Here is a 17,801-nt window from a genome sequence, read left to right on the forward strand (position 1 = left end):
ATTTTTTGACTGTCGGGAGCTTGAGTACGAGGATGGAGACCATGGATCGCCGCCGGTTTCTGATGGGCTCCACGGTCGCGGGCGTTGCGGCCCTGTCCGTCGGCGGATGCGGCGCGGCCGGGCTCGACTATTTCAAACCCGGAACGCCGCTGATCGACCCCGAGGTCGACGAGCTGCAACAGCGTACCTTCAACTGGTTCACGCACGTCACCAACCGCGCCAACGGCCTGACGCCCGACCGCTGGCCGACCGAGTCCTTCTCGTCGGTCGCCGCCGTGGGCTTCGCCCTGACCTGCTGGCCCATCGGCGTCGAGCGCGGCTGGATGAGCCGCGAGGAGGCGCGCGAGCGCACCCTGACCACCATCCGCTTCTTCCACGACGCGCCGCAGGGGCCCCAGGCCACGGGCGTCACGGGATACAAGGGCTTCTTCTACCACTTCCTCGACATGGAGACGGGTCACCGGTTCGGCCGCACCGAGCTGTCGACGGTCGACACCACCCTGCTGGTCGCGGGCATGTTGTTCGCGGCGCGCTGGTTCGACGGCGACCATGCCGACGAGGCCGAAATCCGACGGCTGGCCCAGGCCGTCTATGACCGTATCGAGTGGGACTGGGCCGTGGTGCGGCCCAACCGCGTCTCGATGGGCTGGCATCCGGAAACGGGCTTCATCCCGTCCGACTGGCACATCTACAACGAGGGCATGCTGGTCCTGCTGCTGGCCATCGGCAGCCGGACCCATCCGGTTCCCGCGGCCGTCTGGGACGAATGGTGCAGCGTCTACGACCGCAGCTGGACTGACCGCTGGGGCCCCGCGCACCTGGCCTTCGCCCCGCTGTTCGGCCACCAGTACAGCCACATGTTCGTCGATTTCGGCGGCATCTACGACCCGTGGATCCGGGCCAAGATCCGCGAGACGGGCGAGGAGTTTGACTATCGCATCAACAGCGTCCGGGCGGTGCAGGCGCAGCGCCAGTACGCCATCGACAATCCGATGGGCTGGGCCGGCTATTCGGCCGACGTCTGGGGCCTCACGGCCTGCGACGGACCGGGCGATTTCAAACAGGTCATCGCCGGGCGCGAGCGCGAGTTCTTCAGCTATTCGGCCCGCGGCCCCGGCGACCGCGACGACGGCACCATCGCGCCGACAGCCGCCATGGCGTCCTATCCCTTCGCCCCGGCCGAGGTGACGGCCTGCCTGAAGGCGATGAAGGCGCGCTACGGGGCCGGCGTCTACACGGAGTTCGGCTTCCTGGACTCGTTCAACCCGACACTGACGCAGCGCGACGGACGGCTGCAGCACGGCCGCATCGTGCCGGGCGTGGGCTGGGTCGACGGCGACTATCTGGGCATCGACCAGGGACCGATCGTGATCCAGATCGAGAACGGTCGGTCCGAGGCCGTCTGGAGCAGGATGCGGCTGGAGCCCAATCTCGTGCGTGGCCTGAAACGGGCCGGCTTCCACGGGGGCTGGCTCGATCTACCGGCGGTGCGCGCGCTGTGACCGGGCTGCGCCCCGATCGGCGGACGGCCCTGGGGCTGCTGGCGGGCGCGGCGGCGACGGGTCTGGCCGGTTGCGGCGCACGGAGCGACGGGGTCACCCGACTGCGCTTCTGGGCCATGGGCAATGAGGCGACCAATGTGCCGCAGATCCTGCCCGGGTTCGAACGGCTGAACCCGGGGATCAAGGTCGAGGTCCAGGCCCTGCCGTGGACGGCGGCCCATTCCAAGCTGCTGACCTCATACGCCGGCAGTTCGCTGCCGGACCTCAGCCAGGTGGGCAACACCTGGGTGTCGGAGATGGCGGCCATCGGGGCGATCAGCGCCCTGCCGGCCTTCGCCTCGGACCTGCTGACCGACCAGTTCCCGGCCGTGCTGGAGACCAACCGTATCGGCGGGGAGGTGGTAGGCGTGCCCTGGTACGTCGACACCCGGCTGATCTATTACCGCGCCGACCTGCTGGAGCAGGCCGGGTTCGGCGACGGCGTGCCCCAGACCTGGGAGACGTGGAAGGCGGCCATGCATGCGGTCAAGCGCGTGGCGGGGCCCGGCAACTACGCCGTCCTGCTGCCGGTCAACGAGTTCGAACAGCTGCTGACCTTCGGCCTGCAGGGCGCCGAGCCTCTGCTGCGCGACCGCGACACGCGGGGCAATTTCTCCAGCGCCTCCTTCGTCGCCGCGCTGGAATTCTACAAGAGCCTGTTCGACGAGGGTCTGGCCCCGGTGGCGTCCTCGACCCAGATCTCCAACGTCTGGACCGAGTTCGAGCGCGGCTATTTCAGCTTCTACTTCTCCGGCCCCTGGACAATCGGCGATTTCAAGAACCGGCTGAAGCCGACGACCCGCTGGATGACCTCGGGCGTGCCGGGGCCGACCGGGCCGGGCGCCTCGGCGCCGGGCGGATCGTCGCTGGTGGTCTATCGTCAGTCGCCGCATCAGGAGGCGGCCTGGAAGCTGGTGCGCTATCTGGCCGATCCGGCGGTGCAGGCGCGCTTCAACACCATCACCGGCGACCTGCCGGCGCGCGAAAGCGCCTGGGCGACGCCGGCGGTGGCCAACGACCCCTATGTCGCCGCCTTCAAGGGCCAGCTGTCGCGGGCCAGGGCCGTGCCCAAGGTGCCGGAGTGGGAGCGGATCGTCACCGAGATGCAGATCGTCGCCGAACGCATGGTGCGCGGCCAGTTCACGCCGCGCGCCGCCGCCGCAGAGATCGACCGCCGCGCCGACCGCCTGCTGGAGAAGCGCCGCTGGATGATCGAACAGGGGAGGGCGACATGAAGCGCATGCGTTTCCCTTCTCCCCTCGGGGGAGAAGGTGGCCCGGAGGGCCGGATGAGGGGGCTTGCGGCCTCATGCTCATCCGCTGCCTGTATGTCTGTCGAGCCCCACCCCTCATCCGTCTCGCTTCGCGAGCCACCTTCTCTCCCAAGGGGAGAAGGAACATGACGATGGACGCGACCGTGCTTGCGAAGCCGACGCGAAAAACCGGGACGCCCCGATCCCGCGAGCGCGCGGCCTGGGGGTTCGTGGCGCCAGCCCTGATCGCCATCGCGGTCTTCTTCGCCATTCCCGTCTTCTCGGCCCTGCTGCTCAGCCTGACCGATTTCGACATCTACGCCCTGGCCGACATCGGCAACGTCCGCTTCGTGGGACTGCAGAACTATGAGCGGTTGCTGGGCAATCCGCTGTTCTGGGGGGCGATGAAGAACACCGGCCTGTTCGCCCTGATCGGCGTGCCGGTGTCGATCGCGACCTCGCTGGCGGCGGCGGTGATCCTCAATGCGCGGGTGATCAGATGGCGGCCAATCTGGCGGGTCATGTTCTTCGCCCCCTATGTGACGACCCTGGTCGCGACGGCGGTGCTGTGGAACTACCTGCTGCACACCAAATACGGCGTCATCAACTGGGCGATCCAGGGCCTCGGCCTGCCGCCCGTCGACTGGCTGGGCCAGCCCTCGACCTCGATCCCGGCCATACTGATGTTCGTGGTCTGGAAGATTTTCGGCTACAATATGCTGATCTTCCTGGCGGTTCTTCAGACCGTGCCGGACGACCTGTATGAGGCCGCGCGCATCGACGGGGCCGGGCCCTGGAAGCAGTTCCGGCACGTCACCCTGCCGGCCATCGCCCCGACCCTGCTGCTGGTGTCGATCATCTCGGTGGCGGGCTTCTTCCAGCTGTTCGCCGAGCCCTATGTGATGACGCAGGGCGGGCCGGCCCAGTCGACCGTGACGGTGCTCTACTTCATGTACGAAGAGGGCTTCAAATGGTGGAACCTCGGCTCCGCCAGCGCCGTGGCCTTCATCCTGTTCCTCTGCATCCTGGCCGTGACCCTGGTGCAGCTGGCGGTGGCGAAGCGGATGGGGGCTTACGAATGACCGCCAACAGCACCGTCATCCTCGGGCTTGACCCGAGGATCGGACCATCCGGCGCTCAGAGGCGGGGGGATCACGACGACCGGAGGGCCATCGACCATACGCCATGCGGGCCGACATCCGATCCTCGGGTCAAGCCCGAGGATGACGGCGGGAGAGGGTCGGTCGCATGAAGGTCAAAGCGATCGTCCTCAACGTCGCGGTCGGCCTGATCGGCCTGATCGTCCTGTTCCCGCTGCTGTGGATGCTGTCGGTCAGCTTCATGACCACGGGCGAGGCCGCGACCTTCCCGCCGCCGCTGTTGCCGAAGACGTGGACGCTGGATCACTACCGCGACCTCTTCGTGACCCAGGGCATGGGCCGTTATCTGTGGAACAGCTTCGCGCTCGCGTCGCTGGCCACCGGCCTGGCGCTGCTGTTCACCGTGCCGGCCGGCTACGCCTTCGCTAAACTGGCCTTCAAGGGCCGCGACCGGGTGTTTCAGATCCTGGTCGGGGCGCTGGTGGTGCCGGCCCAGATCGGCACCCTGCCGCTGTTCCTGATGCTGAAGTCGATGGGGCTGGTGAACACCTACGCCGGCGCCCTGGTGCCGTGGCTGGCCTCGATCTTCGGCCTGTTCCTGGTGCGCCAGTATTCGCTCAGCATCCCCGACGAGATGCTGGAGGCCGCCCGCATCGACGGCGCCTCCGAAGGGCAGATCTTCCGCCGCATCGTCCTGCCGACGCTGCAGCCGATCATCGTCACCCTGGCCCTGTTCGTCTTCCTCGGCAGCTGGAACGACTTCCTGTGGCCGCTGATCATTCTGACCGACCAGTCCAACTACACCCTGCCGGTGGCGCTGGCGGCGCTGTCGCGCGAGCACGTTCAGGACATCGAGCTGATGATGGCGGGCGCCGTCATCACCGTGGCGCCGGTGCTGATCCTCTTCCTCGCCCTGCAGCGCTACTACATCCGCGGCATGCTGGCGGGCAGCGTGAAGGGATGAGGCTGTTCGTCGCGATCGCGGGCGCGTTCGCCCTGCTGGCGACCGCCGTCCACGCCCAGACCCCGCGCGTCCTCGACGCGTTCGAGACCCTGACCCCGTGGTCCGCCGACGCCTCCACCGACGTGTCTTCGGCCATCGCGAGCACGCCCGGCCACGACGGCAAGGCCATGCGGCTGGACTATGATTTCAACGGTCGTTCCGGCTACGCCTTCGCGGCACGCGCCCTCGATCTGGACGTTCCCGCCAACTATGAGATCAGCTTCTGGCTGCGCGGCGAGATGCAGCCCAATACGCTGGAGATCAAATTCGTCGACGGCTCGGGCGACAATGTCCACTGGCGCCAGATCCGCGGCTTCCGGGCCAACGCCGAATGGACCCGCTACACCATCAAGGCGCGCCAGATCATCTGGGCCTGGGGCCCGAACCCGAACCGCACCTTCCGCGGCGCCGAGCGGATCGAGTTCGTCGTCACGGCGGGCGAGGGCGGCGAGGGCTGGATCGAGGTCGACCAGCTGGAGCTGCGCGAACTCCCCCCCGAACCCTCAGTGCCGCCGCGTCCGCTGGCCAGCGCCAGCAGCGAGGAGGGGCTGAACGTCGCCGCCCGTGCGGTGGACGATGACCCCGGCACGGCCTGGCGCACGAGCGGCGCAGGCGAACAGAGCCTGACGCTGGACCTCGGATACGAACGCGAATTCGGCGGCGTCACCCTGCGCTGGGCCGAAGGGCTGGCGGCGTCGCGCTATCGGCTCATGGCCTCGTCGGACCGACAGGACTGGCGCGAACTGGCGGCGGTGAGCGACGGCGACGGCGGCGTCGACTGGCTGCGCACGCCCGAGGCCTCGGCGCGCTGGCTGCGGCTGGAGCTGCTGGCCCCGACCGGCGACGGCCCGGCCCATGCGACCCAGAGCGGCGCGGGCCAGATGCTGAACGCCCGCCGCGCCGACGCCTACGCCCTGAACGCGCTCGAGATCGAACCCCTGTCGTTCGGCGAGACGCCGACTGCATTCATGCGCGCCGTGGCGGGCGAGAGCCGCCGCGGCCTCTATCCGCGCGGCTTCGTCGGCGAACAGCCCTACTGGACGCTCGTCGGCGTCGACGGCGGCGGCGAGAGCGGCCTGATGGGCGAGGACGGCGCCATCGAACTGCGCCGCGGCGGGCCGTCGATCGAGCCGTTCGTGATCGAGAACGGGCGGGTCGTGACATGGGCGGATGTCGAGATCAGCCAGTCGCTGCAGGACGGCGACCTGCCGATCCCCAGCGTGACCTGGACCGGCGAAGGCTGGACGCTGGCGACGACGGCCTTCGCGGACGGGACGCCCGAGGCGGCCCAGATCTATGGCCGCTACGCCCTGACCAACACCTCGAACCGGGTCCAGACCCTCACTCTGGCGCTGATGGCCCGACCGCTCCAGGTGAACGGGCCGACCCAGTTCCTGACCACGCCGGGCGGCGTGGGGCCCATCCAGCAGATCGACTGGAACGGCGGCGCCATGGTGCTGAACGACGCCATCCGGGTGAACCCTCTGGTCCGGCCCGATGCGATCGCCCTCTCGACCTTCGCCGCCGGGGCCGATCCGCAAAGCCTGCTGGCCTCGGCCGGCGCGCGCCGGAACGTCGGCGAGCGGCAGGTGGAGTCCGACGCCACGGACCTGATGGCCGGCGCCCTGCTGTATGAGGTGACGCTCCAGCCCGGCCAGACCCGGACCTTCGGAACCCGGACGGCGCTCGCGGGCGGCGTTCCCGACGGACCCGTCACCGGCTCGATCGAGGCGGCGCTGGACGCGGCCCAGACCCGCGTCGCCGCCGCATGGCGCGCCAGGCTCGACCGCTTCGACCTGACCCTGCCGCCGGAGGCCCAGCGCATCGAGGACGTGATGCGCTCCTCGCTCGCCCACATGCTGATGTCCCGGCAGGGCCCCATCCTCCAGCCGGGCACGCGTTCCTATAACCGCAGCTGGATCCGCGACGGGGCCATGATGGCCGAGGGCCTGAACCGGCTGGGGCATGAGAGGCTGTCGGCCGACTATCTGCGCTGGTTCGCGCCTCTGGTGTTCGACAATGGCAAGGTGCCGTGCTGCGCCGACAGCCGCGGGGCCGACCCGGTGCCCGAGAACGACAGCCACGGCGAGTTCGTCTTCCTCGCCGCCGAGACATACCGCTACACCCGGGACGAGGCCCTGCTGCGCGAGGTCTGGCCGCAGGTCCAGGCGGCGATCGGCTATATGGACGGCCTGCGCGCCTCGACCCGCACGGCGGAATTCGAGGCGGCGGATAAGCGTCACCTGTTCGGCCTCCTGCCGCCGACGATCAGCCACGAGGGCTATTCGGACCGGCCGGCCTATTCCTACTGGGATGATTTCTGGGGCCTGCTGGGCTACCGCGACGCCGCCTTCATCGCCGACACGCTGGGCGACGCGCCCGGCGCCGCCCGCATCCGCGCCGGCGGGGCCGAGTTCCGCACCGACATCATGGCCTCCATCGAGGCGACCGCGCGGGTGCATGGCATCGACTGGATCGCCGGGGCCGCCGACCGGGGCGATTTCGACGCCACCTCGACCACCATCGCCCTGTCGCCCGGCGGGCTGATCGACGAACTGCCGCAAGGCCTGCTGAAAGGCACCTTCGACAAATGGTGGGACAACTTCACCGCCCGGCAGGAGAACCGGCAGGCGTGGAAGGACTACACCCCCTACGAACTGCGCAACGTCGGGGCGCTGGTCCGTCTGGGGCGGCGGGCCCAGGCCCTGCGGGCGCTGGACTTCTACTTCGCCGACATTCGCCCGCGCGCCTGGAACGGCTGGGCCGAGGTGGTCGGCCGCGACATTCGCGAGCCCCGTTTCATCGGCGACATGCCGCACGCCTGGATCAGCTCGGACTACATCCGCTCGGCCCTGGACCTGCTGGTCTATGAGCGCGACCGCGACCACGCCCTGGTGCTGGCGGCGGGCGTGCCGACAGCGTGGCTGGCGGGCGAGGGAGTGGGCGTCGCGGGCGTGCGGACCGCTTACGGCCCGCTGACCTACCGGCTGCGTGGGGATAGCGACGCCTATGTGCTGACGCTGGACGGGGCCGCCACCCCTCCGGGCGGCTTCGTCATCCAGTGGCCTGCGGGCGAGAGGCCGCCGGCCCGGGTGCGCATCGACGGCCGGGCGGCGGACTGGAACGGGTCGGACCTGGCTATCCCGGCGGGCGCGCGCCGTGTGGAGATGCGCTGACGATATCCTTCTCCCCCAAGGGGAGAAGAAGACTTATTCGTAGTTGTCGTACCGCTGGCCCTGCGCCAGGTTGCCGAACTTGGTCGTGTTGGCGTCGAAGCTCAGCTTGATGATGCCGATCGGGCCGTGACGCTGCTTGCCGATGACGACCTCGGCCTGATGCTCCAGCCGGTCCATGTCCTCCTGCCACTGCAGGTGTTCCGGCGAGCCCTCGCGCGGCTCGGCGCGGCCCAGGTAGTAGCTTTCCCGGTACACGAACATGACGCAGTCGGCGTCCTGCTCGATCGAGCCGGATTCGCGCAGGTCGGACAGCTGCGGCCGCTTGTCCTCGCGCTGCCTCGGCGTCCTGCTCGATCGAGCCGGATTCGCGCAGGTCGGACAGCTGCGGCCGCTTGTCCTCGCGCTGCTCGACCTGACGCGACAGCTGCGACAGGGCGATGATCGGCACCGACAGTTCCTTCGCCAGCGCCTTCAGGGCGCCGGTGATTTCCGACACCTCCTGCACCCGGTTCTTCTGGTTGTTGCCCTCGCCGACGGTGATGAGTTGCAGGTAGTCGACGATGATCAGGTCCAGCCCGTGCTCCATCCGCTTCAGGCGGCGGGCGCGCGCGGCCAGCTTGGAGATCGACAGGCCGCCGGTGGCGTCGATGAACAGGGGGCTTTCGCCGATCTCGACCGCGGCCTCGCGGATCTTGCCGAAGTCGGCGGCGTCGATCTCGCCCTTGCGCAGCTTGTCCGACGACACGCCCGAGGCGTCGGCCAGAATACGCATGGCCAGCTGTTCGGCGCTCATTTCCAGCGAGTAGAAGGCCACCACCCCGCCGTTGACGGTCTTGCGGCCCTCGGGCGTCGGCTCCCAGCGGTAGTTGCGGGCGACGTTGAAGGCGATGTTGGTCGCCAGCGCCGTCTTGCCCATCGACGGACGGCCGGCGAGGACCAGAAGGTCGGAGGGGTGCAGGCCGCCCAGCTTGGAAGATCTNTTGAAGGCGATGAGGCGATGTTGGTCGCCAGCGCCGTCTTGCCCATCGACGGACGGCCGGCGAGGACCAGAAGGTCGGAGGGGTGCAGGCCGCCCAGCTTGGCGTCGAGATCGTCCAGATGGGTGGCCAGACCGGCCAGCTTGCCGTCTCGCTGATAGGCCTCGGCCGCCATCTGCACCGCCCCGCCGAGGGCCTGTGAGAAGCTGACGAAACCCGACGACGGCTTGCCGGTCTCGGCCAGGGTGTAGAGCCGCTGTTCCGCCTGTTCGATCTGGTCGATGGCGGCGGTTTCGGGCTGGGGCGCCTCCCTGACGATCTCGCCGCCGATGCGGATCAGGTCGCGGCGCAGGGCCAGGTCGTAGACGACGCGGGCGTAGTCGGGGGCGTTGGCCGCCGGCGGGGCGCGGTCGACAAGGTCGGCCAAATAGCGCAGGCCGCCGAACTCCTGGAAGGCGGGGTCCTGCTTGAACCGCTCCATCAGGATGGTCGGCTCGGCCAGCATGCCCTGGCGGATATGGTCCTCGATGGCCTCGTACAGGCGCTGGTGGAACGGCTCGTAGAAATGGCCGCCGCGCAGCCGGTCGCTGAGCCGTTCGAACACGGCGTTGTCGAACATCAGCGAGCCCAGCAGGGCCTGCTCCGCCTCCAGGTTGTGCGGCATGGACGGGATCGATCCCGAGTCGGCGGGACCGGGGAAGGCAAGCGGTGCGAGGGCGTTCATGGGGGTCATGTCTTACCCCTGCGCGCGCGCTACGACAGGTTCGGACGCAGCCTTCGACGGGGACAGATTCGGACCGCTGTGGACGGCGGCGAATTCCGCAGGCGGATCAGTTAACGGCTCAGGCTCCGCACGGATATCGTGAGGCCATCCAGCTGCGGATGCCGTCGGTGACGGTCATGCGCTGGCGGCGGGCCTCGGGTATTCCGTTCAGAAAGGCCAGCATCTGGCCGACATTCAGACTGATCCGCGAAGGCGGACAGGCGGGCGGGGATCGCCCTGCCGCGCGGGCCGCCTCGATCTCGTTTCCGACCGTACGGAACGCGCGTTCCGCCTCGCCCTTCAGGCGATGGGCGTCGGGGCGCAGCATGGCCGTCGGATTGAGCGGAATCCGGTTCGCGCGCGTGACGAATGTGTCGAGCGTCATGCCCGACTGGGCTGTCGCCGAACTCGCGGCCATGGCCAGCGCGAGGCCGGCCGTCAGCAGGATGCGTGTCATGTTTCTCCCTCCGATACCGGCAGCTTGACCGGCAATTCGTGGCGAAACAACGGTCGACGGGGGTGCGGGCGGGAACCGCCGCACCCCGTCGGAACCTACCAGCTCAGGCCAAGCCGGGCGTAGACAAAGCGCCCGTTGAAGCCGAAGGGCGAATAGCCGGAGAAGGCCAGGGCGCCGTTGGTGTTTATGGTGGCTGCCGTGCGGTCGGGATATTCGTCCGTCGCATTGTTGACGCCGATGGCGAGCCCGACCCGCTCATTGAACTGGTAGCGGCCCTCGAAATCCAGCAGGACCTTGTCGCCCGTGTGGACGTCGAAGGCCGGGTCGGTGTTGCTGAACGGGTGCAGGACATCCGAGTAGCTCTGGAGCTTGAGCGTTGCGCCGAACGGGCCGTCCGAAAGATCGGCGCTGAACACGATCTTCTCCTTGGGCGTGCCCTCCTCGATCGTCAGCACATTGATCCGGTTGAACAGCACCGGGGGGTTCGGGATCGGCACGCCCGAGGGGATGGCGGGCACCCGGGTCACGTCGGTCGTATTGAGGTTGGCGGCCAGGGTGAAATCGACCCGGCCCGTGTCGCTGTAGTCGTGACGATAGCGGCCCACGATGTCGACGCCCTCGGTGGTGGTGTCGACGCCGTTGATGAAGAAGCGCCCGCCGCCGACCGAACCGCCGGATCCCGGCGGGTTGAGCAGATTGTAGATGGCGACGGCGGTGGGGCTGCCCGTGGGCGCGCCCAGCAGGTTCTCGGACAGGACAATGCGGTCCGTCATCTCGATCTTGTAGGCGTCGATGGTCAGTTCGAACGGGCCGCTGTGGAAGACCATGCCGACCGAATAGTTGGTCGATTCCTCGGGCTCGAGCGGACGGGCCCCCAGCGACTGGGCGATCGGATCCGTCGCGGGGAAGGTGGTCACCTCGACCGGCGTGCTGACCCCGCCGATGACGATGAAGTTGATCGCGGTCGCCGTGAAATAGGATTGCTGCAGCGCCGGCGCGCGGAAGCCGGTGGAGGCGGCGGCGCGCAGGGCGAAGCTGTCGCTGAAGTCGTAGCGGCCGGCGATCTTGCCCGTGGTGGTGTTGCCGAAGTCCGAGAAGTCCTCGAACCGGACCGCCGCGTTCAGGTTCAGCCGCTCGGTCATCTGGGCGTCGACGTCGAGGTAGAGGCCGAAGGAATGGCGGTTCTCGTCCACCTCGTTGGAGGGTCGGAAGCCGATGAAGCCCTGGGACCCCGCGCCGGCGCCGGGGCGGCCCGGGACGAACTGGTAGGAGGCCAGCTCGCCGGCGAAGATTTCGAAATGCTCGCGGCGGGCTTCGGCCCCGAAGGCGACGTTCAGGGGTTCGAACAGGCCGACGTCGTAGCGGCGCACCACGTCGAGACCCAGAACGAACTGGTCGTACGCAAGGCCGCCGGCGTCGAAGCTGGTCGGCGAATTGGGCACGAGGGATCCATTGAGCGAATTCTCGACGCGGTAGGCGACCTCGTTGCTGCCGAACACCAGGTTCAGGTCCACGTCGAAGCCCGCCACAGCGCCGCGAATGCCCGCCGCGGCGGTGAAGTCGTCCACCGTCGGCGCGATGATCGGCAGGAAGCCTTCCGGATAGACGGTGAGGTCGTTGTTCGGGTTGTTCCAGGTCCTCGGCGTCGCCGCGCTTTCGGATTCGCGGTGCTGGTAGCCGGTGAAGCCGTACAGCTCGAAGTCGTTCCGGAGCGGGACGCCGGCGTTCAGATAGATCGTGGCGTCGGTGGTTTCCGGGTCGCCATAGCGGCTGGTGATCCGGGCCGGGCGGGGGGCCAGACGCGGATCGAGGTCGCCGCGGCTGGTCGGGTTGCGATCGCGATACTCGGCCGAGACGGTCAGGAAGCCCTCCGCGCCCAGCGGCAGCCCCTGCCAGCCGGCGGCGGTGAAGGTCTGGCCGTCTTCCTCGGATCGCGCCGGCAGACGGGCGGTGGCGAACTCGGTGAAATACTGCCCGAGGGTGAAGACCGCGCCGCCGCCCGATCGCGCCTCGCGCAGACGCAGGTTGATGACGCCTGCGATGGCGTCCGAGCCGTACTGGGCCGAGGCCCCTTCGCGCAGCACCTCGACGCGGTCGATGGCGATGGACGGGATGGCGTTCAGATCGACGGCCGCGGATCCCCGGCCGATCGAGCCGTTGACGTTGACCAGGGCCGAGGCGTGCCGGCGCATCCCGTTCATCAGCACCAGCGTCTGGTCGGGCGACAGGCCGCGAAGCGTCGCGGGACGGACCGTGTCGGTGCCGTCCGTGATCGAGGGGCGGGAGAAGCTGATGGACGGAGCCAGGTTGGACAGTCCCTGGGCCAGTTCGGTCGATCCCTGGCGTTCCAGGGTCTCGCTGGAAATCACGTCGACGGGAGCGATGGTGTCCAGCCGGGTCCGTCCGGCCACGCGCGTGCCGGTAACGATGACCTCGTCGATTTCCGTCTCATCCTGAGCGGGCGTCGCCTGCTGCGCCGAGGCGGCCAGCGGGCAGGCCAGCAGTGCGCCGGCCGAGGTGAAGGCGAGAAGAGTGGCGCGTGTGGATAAAATATGCATGACAGGCCCCCGTCGCAAAATGATCATGCATGCTGGGTTGCGGCGTGGCGCAGGTCAAGCATGATCGGGTCGCGAACGATCGGTCATCTGTTCTGAATCAAAAAGGGGCGCGCCCGGCTGGACGCGCCCCCTTTGTCTTCAGCCGTCAGGCCGGGTTCAGGCTTCCGAACCCAGACCCTCCTGCTGGCCGGCGCCGCCGGCGACCATGTCCTTGGCCTGTTCGAGGGCCGCTTCGCGGTCCTCGTCGTAGGCGGCCTTGATCACGTCCTCGCCCTTCGCCTGACGTTCGGCTTCGTCGGCCGAGCGGGCGATGTTGATCTTGACCGTGGCCGAGACTTCCGCGTGCAGACGCACGGTGATCTCGTGAACGCCCAGGGTCTTGATCGGGGTGTTGAGCACGATCTGGCTGCGCTCGATCTTGCCGCCTTCGGCCACGACGGCCTCGACGATGTCGCGAGCGGCGACCGAACCGTACAGCTGACCCGTCTCACCGGCTTGCCGGATCATGACATAGGTCTGGCCGTCGATCTTGGCGCCGATCGTGCCGGCGTCGGCCTTGTTCTTCTCGTTGCGGGCCTCGATGGCGGCGCGGTCGAGTTCGAAGGCCTTCAGGTTCGCCGACGTGGCCCGACGGGCCTTGTCGCGCGGCAGAAGGAAGTTACGGGCGAAGCCGTCCTTGACGGACACGACGTCGCCGATGGCGCCGAGATTATCGACGCGCTCAAGCAGAACGACCTTCATCTTACTTCACCACATAGGGCAGGAGGGCCAGATAGCGCGCGCGCTTGATGGCCTTGGCCAGTTCGCGCTGCTTGATCTGGGAAACGGCCGTGATGCGCGAAGGGACGATCTTGCCGCGTTCGCTGATGTAGCGTTGCAGCAGCTTGACGTCCTTGTAGTCGATCTTCGGCGCTTGCGGGCCCGTGAACGGGCACACCTTGCGGCGGCGATAGAAGGGGCGGCGGGCGGGGCCGGAGCCGGCCGGCGCGCCCGGCGAGGGGGCGGTGGTGTCGGTCATGTTCCGGGTTCCCTATTCAACGGCTTCGGCGGCGGCGTCTTCACGCGGCGTGCGCTCGCGCTCACGCTCGCGCTCGCGCTCACGGCGGGCCAGCAGCGGCGACAGCTCCAGGTCGAGCTCCTCGACGCGGACGGTCAGCCAGCGAAGCACGTCTTCGTTGATCGACAGCTGACGTTCCACTTCGGCCATGGCGGCGGGCGGGCAGTCGACGGCGAGCAGCGAATAGTGCGCCTTGCGGTTCTTCTTGACCCGATAGGTCAGGTTGCGCAGACCCCAGTACTCGATCTTGGCGACGGAACCGCCGCCTTGCGTGATCAGGTCCTTGATGGTGTCGTTCAGCGCTTCGGCCTGTTGCGCGCTGATATCCTGGCGCGACATGACCGTGTGCTCGTAAAGAGCCATGCGGTAGTCTCCCTTGGTGGGCGTCGGCGCGAGGGGACCGGGTAAGTCCTCTCCCACGATGGATCCCGATGCGGCGGCCGGGATGACTTCCCGAACCCTTTGGAGCTCCGCGACCGGGACCGAAGCCCTGGAAAGGCGGCGCGTATAGGGGAAAAGGGGCGAGGGAGCAAGCCGCGGCGGGATTGCCGGCCGCGGTCTCAGCCCAGACTCTTCGACAGCCAGCCGATCGGGCCCGTGGCCAGAAGGCAAAGGGCGATGGCGTGCCACCAGAGTCGCCGCACGAAGATCAATGAGGCGAACACCGCCAGCACGGCCAGATCGACCAGACGGGTCTCCAGCAGGCGTCCGACGCCTTCGCCGTTGGCCACGACCTCGGCGCCTTCCAGGACGATCAGCCAACCGAGCGCGGCGGTGAACAGGCTCCAGAAATAGCGGCCGTTGCGGTCGTAATAGATCCGCAGATCGATCCCTCCGACCGGAATCTCGTCGGGAAGCGCGGCGGCGGCCAGCAGGAACAGGATCACCAGCTCCACCAGCAGCGGCAGGAACTGGCCGATGGTCATGGCCGTGTCCCGGGGGGTGTAGAGGCTCCACCAGATCTGGATGATGGTCAGAGAGACGAGAAGGGCCGTCGCCGGCGCGGCCCAGTGCCAGCGCACCGAGCCGCCCGCGCGGATCAGCCGGTTCAGGCTGACGAGGATGTCGACCAGCGCCAGACCGACGATGATGGAGGCCATCACCGAGGTGTATTCGAACGCGCTCATCCCGTTCCCCGAACCGTGTCGGGCGAGATTAGGTCGCTTTCATCGCCTCGGCCAATCCCTGGTCGACGGCCCTATCCCTGGGGGCGAATGACCATGCAGGTGACGCGGCGCTCGGCAAGGGCGGCGCAGGCGCCCTGGGCGGCCTGCTCGGTCATGCCGGTGAAGCGCGACCGGTACCAGCCTTCGGCGTTCTGGACCGTGCGTTCGGCGGCGGCGAACTGGGTGCGGAAGCGGCGGTTGACCTCGGTCAGCCAGTTGCTGGCCACCGCCTCGTCGCGGAAGGCGCCGACCTGGACCGACCAGGCCCCGGCGGGCGTCCGGGCGGCCGGGCGGGCGGCGGCGGCGCGCGGCGGGGCCGGCGCGCGGGACGGGACGGCTCCGTTCAGGGAAGCGGTCAGGTCCCCGGTTCGCGCCTCGGCGCGCTGGACGGGGGCGGGCGGGCGCGTCTCCGACGGCGCCGGCGTGACTCGCAAGGGCTGCGGCTGGGCGGCGGCAAGGGCGGTATAGGCCACGCCTTCGGAGCCGACGTCGGCCGCGCCGTCCTCGGTGGCGACCGAGGCGTATTCGATTCCGCCCGATGGCTCCTGACCGACGCCGAAGCCGCGCGATTCGAAATAGGTCTGGGCGATCTGGATCGTCTCCCCGCGCGCCCGGGCGCGCTCGACATCGAAGCCGGTGTCCATCAGGGCGGCGACATGGGCGTTGCGGCTGGCGGTCGACCGACCGCCCAGCACGATGGTGATCAGCCGCTTGCCGTCCCGCACCGACGACGCCGCCAGATTGTAGCCCGAGGCGTTGGTGTAGCCGGTCTTCATCCCGTCATAGCCATTGCCGCCGCGCAGCAGGCCGTTGGTGTTGCGGTATTCACGGCCGTTGTAGGCCCAGTCGTGCAGGCCGAAATATCGGTAATACTGCGGGTAATCCCGCATGACGGCGCGGGCCAGGACCGCGAGATCGCGGGCCGAGGTGATCTGGCGGCTGTCGGGCAGGCCGTTGGCGTTGACGTACTGGGTCTGGGTCATGCCCAGCTCGCGCGCCTTCGCCGTCATGCGGGCCGCGAAGCGGGATTCCGAGCCGCCGACATGCTCGGCGAGGGCCACGGCCATGTCGTTGGCGCTGCGCACCGCGGTCGCGCGCATGGCGTTGTCCAGGCTGATGGTCTCGCCGGCGCCCAGGCCCAGTTTGGACGGCGGCTGGCTGGCGGCGTGGGACGACACGGTCAGGACGTCGTCCAGCTTGACCTTGCCTTCGCTCAACGCCTCGAAGGTCAGATACAGCGTCATGACCTTGGTGATGGAGGCGGGGAAACGGCGGCTGTCGGCGAAGCGCGAGAACAGCACCTCGCCCGACTCGGCGTCGACGACGATGGCGGCGTAACGCGCGTTGTCCGAGGACTGGGCGACCAGGGGGGCGGTCGTCGGCGTCAGGGCCAGGACGGCCACCAGCAGCAACGAAAGCCATCCGCGGCGGATCAGGACGGAGATCGACAAAGGCAGGCCTCACAAGACATTAGCGCGACGGCGGCCCCACCACGCGACGCTGACGAAAGGCTAACATGCGTCATCGGGGTTTCGTGAGGGTAAACAAGCCGTCAACGGATTTGTGAAGCCGCTTCGCCTCTCAGGCGCGCCGGCGGGTGTGAAGTTATTGTGCAGCGCACAAAAACTCTTGACCTCTCTTCGCACTTGCACCATATACCGGCCTGTCGCGATGGACTGGCTCCTCGCACAAGACATTCCAGGCGGTCCCCCGACCGCGCACAGGTTTCAGGAGATCATCATGGCTGACAACACCGCCGAGACCGTCAAGAAGACCGTCGAGACCGCCGCCAACACCGTCAAGGCTTCGGCCGAGAAGGCCCAGGCCACGTTCCAGGCGAATGCCGAGCAGGCGCAGGCCGCCGGCGCCAAGGCGTTCCGCGACGTCGCCGACAAGTCGGCCGCCGGCATCAGCGAGCTGAGCGCCCAGGGCAAGCAGAACCTGGAAGCCCTCGCCGCCTCGGCCGCCGCCGCCCAGAAGGGCGTCGAGACCCTCTCGGCCCAGGGCGTCGCCTTCACCAGGAAGTCGTGGGAAGACGGCGTCGCCGCCGCCCAGTCGATGTCGCAGGCCCGTTCGATCCAGGAGCTGCTCGAGCTGCAGACGACCTGGGCCAAGTCGGCGACCGAAGCCTATCTGGCCGAAGTCACCCGCGCGACGGACGTCCTGACCGCCTCGGTCAAGGACAGCTTCAAGCCGATCAACGAGCGCGTCACCGCCTCGGTCGAAAAGTTCCAGGCCGCCCGCTAAGCCTGAGAATTCAGTAAGCGTATCGAAGGGCCCCCGGCGGAAACGCCGGGGGCTTTTTGCTGTCCCCCCTGATCCGCGCATCCCCGCGAAGGCGGGACCAGGCTTTGGCCCCGCCGCCGATGCCTGAATGAGCGCCGGTTACCTCAGCCAGACTGGCTGTCGCTCAAACCTGGGTCCCCGCCTTCGCGGGGATGCACGGTGAGGGGTGCGATCGCGTGACGCTGCTCGCCGGATCTATAGTCGGGTTGGCGGGAAAATATCGCGCCTGTTCAACATCTTCCGCTTTTCTCAAACTCTATTGTCAGCACCCCCTCCCGGCGGCCGCATACTATCTGCATCCCGTCGCGGGGGAGGGCGTCTGGCGCCAGGGCCATCAACGTGCGGCGGGGTGCGAACGAGCGGGAAACGTCGTCCCGGAATCGTCGCCCGGACCCTTGCGCGGCTTGAACCCTGCGGCTTGTGGAATAATCGGGGGCGTGGGGTCGGCGGACTGCCCGGGGGGTC

At 68.4% G+C, this 17,801-nt stretch carries 14 protein-coding genes and 2 pseudogenes; 6 read left to right on the forward strand and 10 right to left on the reverse strand.

Annotated features, from left to right (window positions below):
• The first annotated feature begins 32 nt into the window (after window positions 1-32).
• The 5 genes from ASD25_RS16980 (at window position 33) to ASD25_RS17000 (ending at window position 8,072) form a co-directional block, all read left to right on the forward strand.
• Window positions 33-1,502, forward strand: coding sequence for a glucoamylase family protein (locus ASD25_RS16980; RefSeq protein WP_235562772.1), 1,470 nt, complete (start codon window positions 33-35; stop codon window positions 1,500-1,502).
• Window positions 1,499-2,776: an extracellular solute-binding protein gene (locus ASD25_RS16985; protein ID WP_200943652.1), complete on the forward strand. Its 1,278-nt coding sequence runs from the start codon at window positions 1,499-1,501 to the stop codon at window positions 2,774-2,776. The genes ASD25_RS16980 and ASD25_RS16985 overlap by 4 nt, the downstream gene beginning before the upstream one ends.
• A gap of 163 nt (window positions 2,777-2,939) precedes the next feature.
• Window positions 2,940-3,875: a carbohydrate ABC transporter permease gene (locus tag ASD25_RS16990; RefSeq protein ID WP_082560040.1), complete on the forward strand. Its 936-nt coding sequence runs from the start codon at window positions 2,940-2,942 to the stop codon at window positions 3,873-3,875.
• A gap of 166 nt (window positions 3,876-4,041) precedes the next feature.
• The gene (locus tag ASD25_RS16995; protein WP_055828920.1) at window positions 4,042-4,857 is read left to right on the forward strand and encodes a carbohydrate ABC transporter permease; all 816 of its coding nucleotides are present in this window, start codon (window positions 4,042-4,044) and stop codon (window positions 4,855-4,857) included.
• Complete coding sequence (locus ASD25_RS17000) at window positions 4,854-8,072, forward strand: discoidin domain-containing protein (RefSeq protein ID WP_055828923.1); 3,219 nt, start codon at window positions 4,854-4,856, stop codon at window positions 8,070-8,072. Before ASD25_RS16995 ends, ASD25_RS17000 begins: the two co-directional genes overlap by 4 nt.
• A gap of 33 nt (window positions 8,073-8,105) precedes the next feature.
• On the opposite strand, the gene ASD25_RS33250 is transcribed toward ASD25_RS17000, so the two are convergent.
• From ASD25_RS33250 to ASD25_RS17045, 10 genes and pseudogenes are all read right to left on the reverse strand, one after another.
• Window positions 8,106-8,333, reverse strand: coding sequence for a DnaB-like helicase C-terminal domain-containing protein (locus ASD25_RS33250; protein WP_369816616.1), 228 nt, complete (start codon window positions 8,331-8,333; stop codon window positions 8,106-8,108).
• A gap of 136 nt (window positions 8,334-8,469) precedes the next feature.
• A pseudogene (locus ASD25_RS33255) lies at window positions 8,470-8,988 on the reverse strand (DnaB-like helicase C-terminal domain-containing protein); the annotation flags it as partial.
• A 64-nt stretch (window positions 8,989-9,052) separates the two neighbouring features.
• Window positions 9,053-9,773: pseudogene (locus ASD25_RS17010) on the reverse strand (DnaB-like helicase N-terminal domain-containing protein); the annotation flags it as partial.
• A gap of 118 nt (window positions 9,774-9,891) precedes the next feature.
• Entirely contained in the window at window positions 9,892-10,269 is a 378-nt protein-coding gene (locus tag ASD25_RS17015) for a hypothetical protein (protein WP_055828926.1), read from the reverse strand.
• Between the two features lie 95 nt (window positions 10,270-10,364).
• Window positions 10,365-12,827: a TonB-dependent siderophore receptor gene (locus ASD25_RS17020; RefSeq protein WP_055828929.1), complete on the reverse strand. Its 2,463-nt coding sequence runs from the start codon at window positions 12,825-12,827 to the stop codon at window positions 10,365-10,367.
• Window positions 12,828-12,983: 156 nt separating this feature from the next.
• A complete protein-coding gene (gene rplI, locus ASD25_RS17025) occupies window positions 12,984-13,568 on the reverse strand; it encodes a 50S ribosomal protein L9 (RefSeq protein WP_055828932.1) in 585 nt (194 codons plus the stop codon).
• Window position 13,569: 1 nt separating this feature from the next.
• Entirely contained in the window at window positions 13,570-13,845 is a 276-nt protein-coding gene (gene rpsR / locus ASD25_RS17030; RefSeq protein ID WP_055828934.1) for a 30S ribosomal protein S18, read from the reverse strand.
• 12 nt (window positions 13,846-13,857) lie between these two features.
• Entirely contained in the window at window positions 13,858-14,247 is a 390-nt protein-coding gene (gene rpsF, locus ASD25_RS17035) for a 30S ribosomal protein S6 (protein WP_055828937.1), read from the reverse strand.
• Between the two features lie 197 nt (window positions 14,248-14,444).
• Window positions 14,445-15,011: a hypothetical protein gene (locus ASD25_RS17040; RefSeq protein WP_055828941.1), complete on the reverse strand. Its 567-nt coding sequence runs from the start codon at window positions 15,009-15,011 to the stop codon at window positions 14,445-14,447.
• Between the two features lie 71 nt (window positions 15,012-15,082).
• Window positions 15,083-16,501, reverse strand: coding sequence for a serine hydrolase (locus tag ASD25_RS17045; RefSeq protein WP_235561717.1), 1,419 nt, complete (start codon window positions 16,499-16,501; stop codon window positions 15,083-15,085).
• 289 nt (window positions 16,502-16,790) lie between these two features.
• Here ASD25_RS17045 and ASD25_RS17050 point away from each other — a divergent pair, with 289 nt between their 5' ends.
• Window positions 16,791-17,297 carry a phasin family protein gene (locus ASD25_RS17050; protein WP_055828945.1) on the forward strand — a complete coding sequence of 169 codons (507 nt, stop codon included), beginning with the start codon at window positions 16,791-16,793 and terminating at the stop codon, window positions 17,295-17,297.
• Window positions 17,298-17,801 lie beyond the last annotated feature (504 nt).

The organism is Brevundimonas sp. Root1423, from assembly GCF_001426805.1.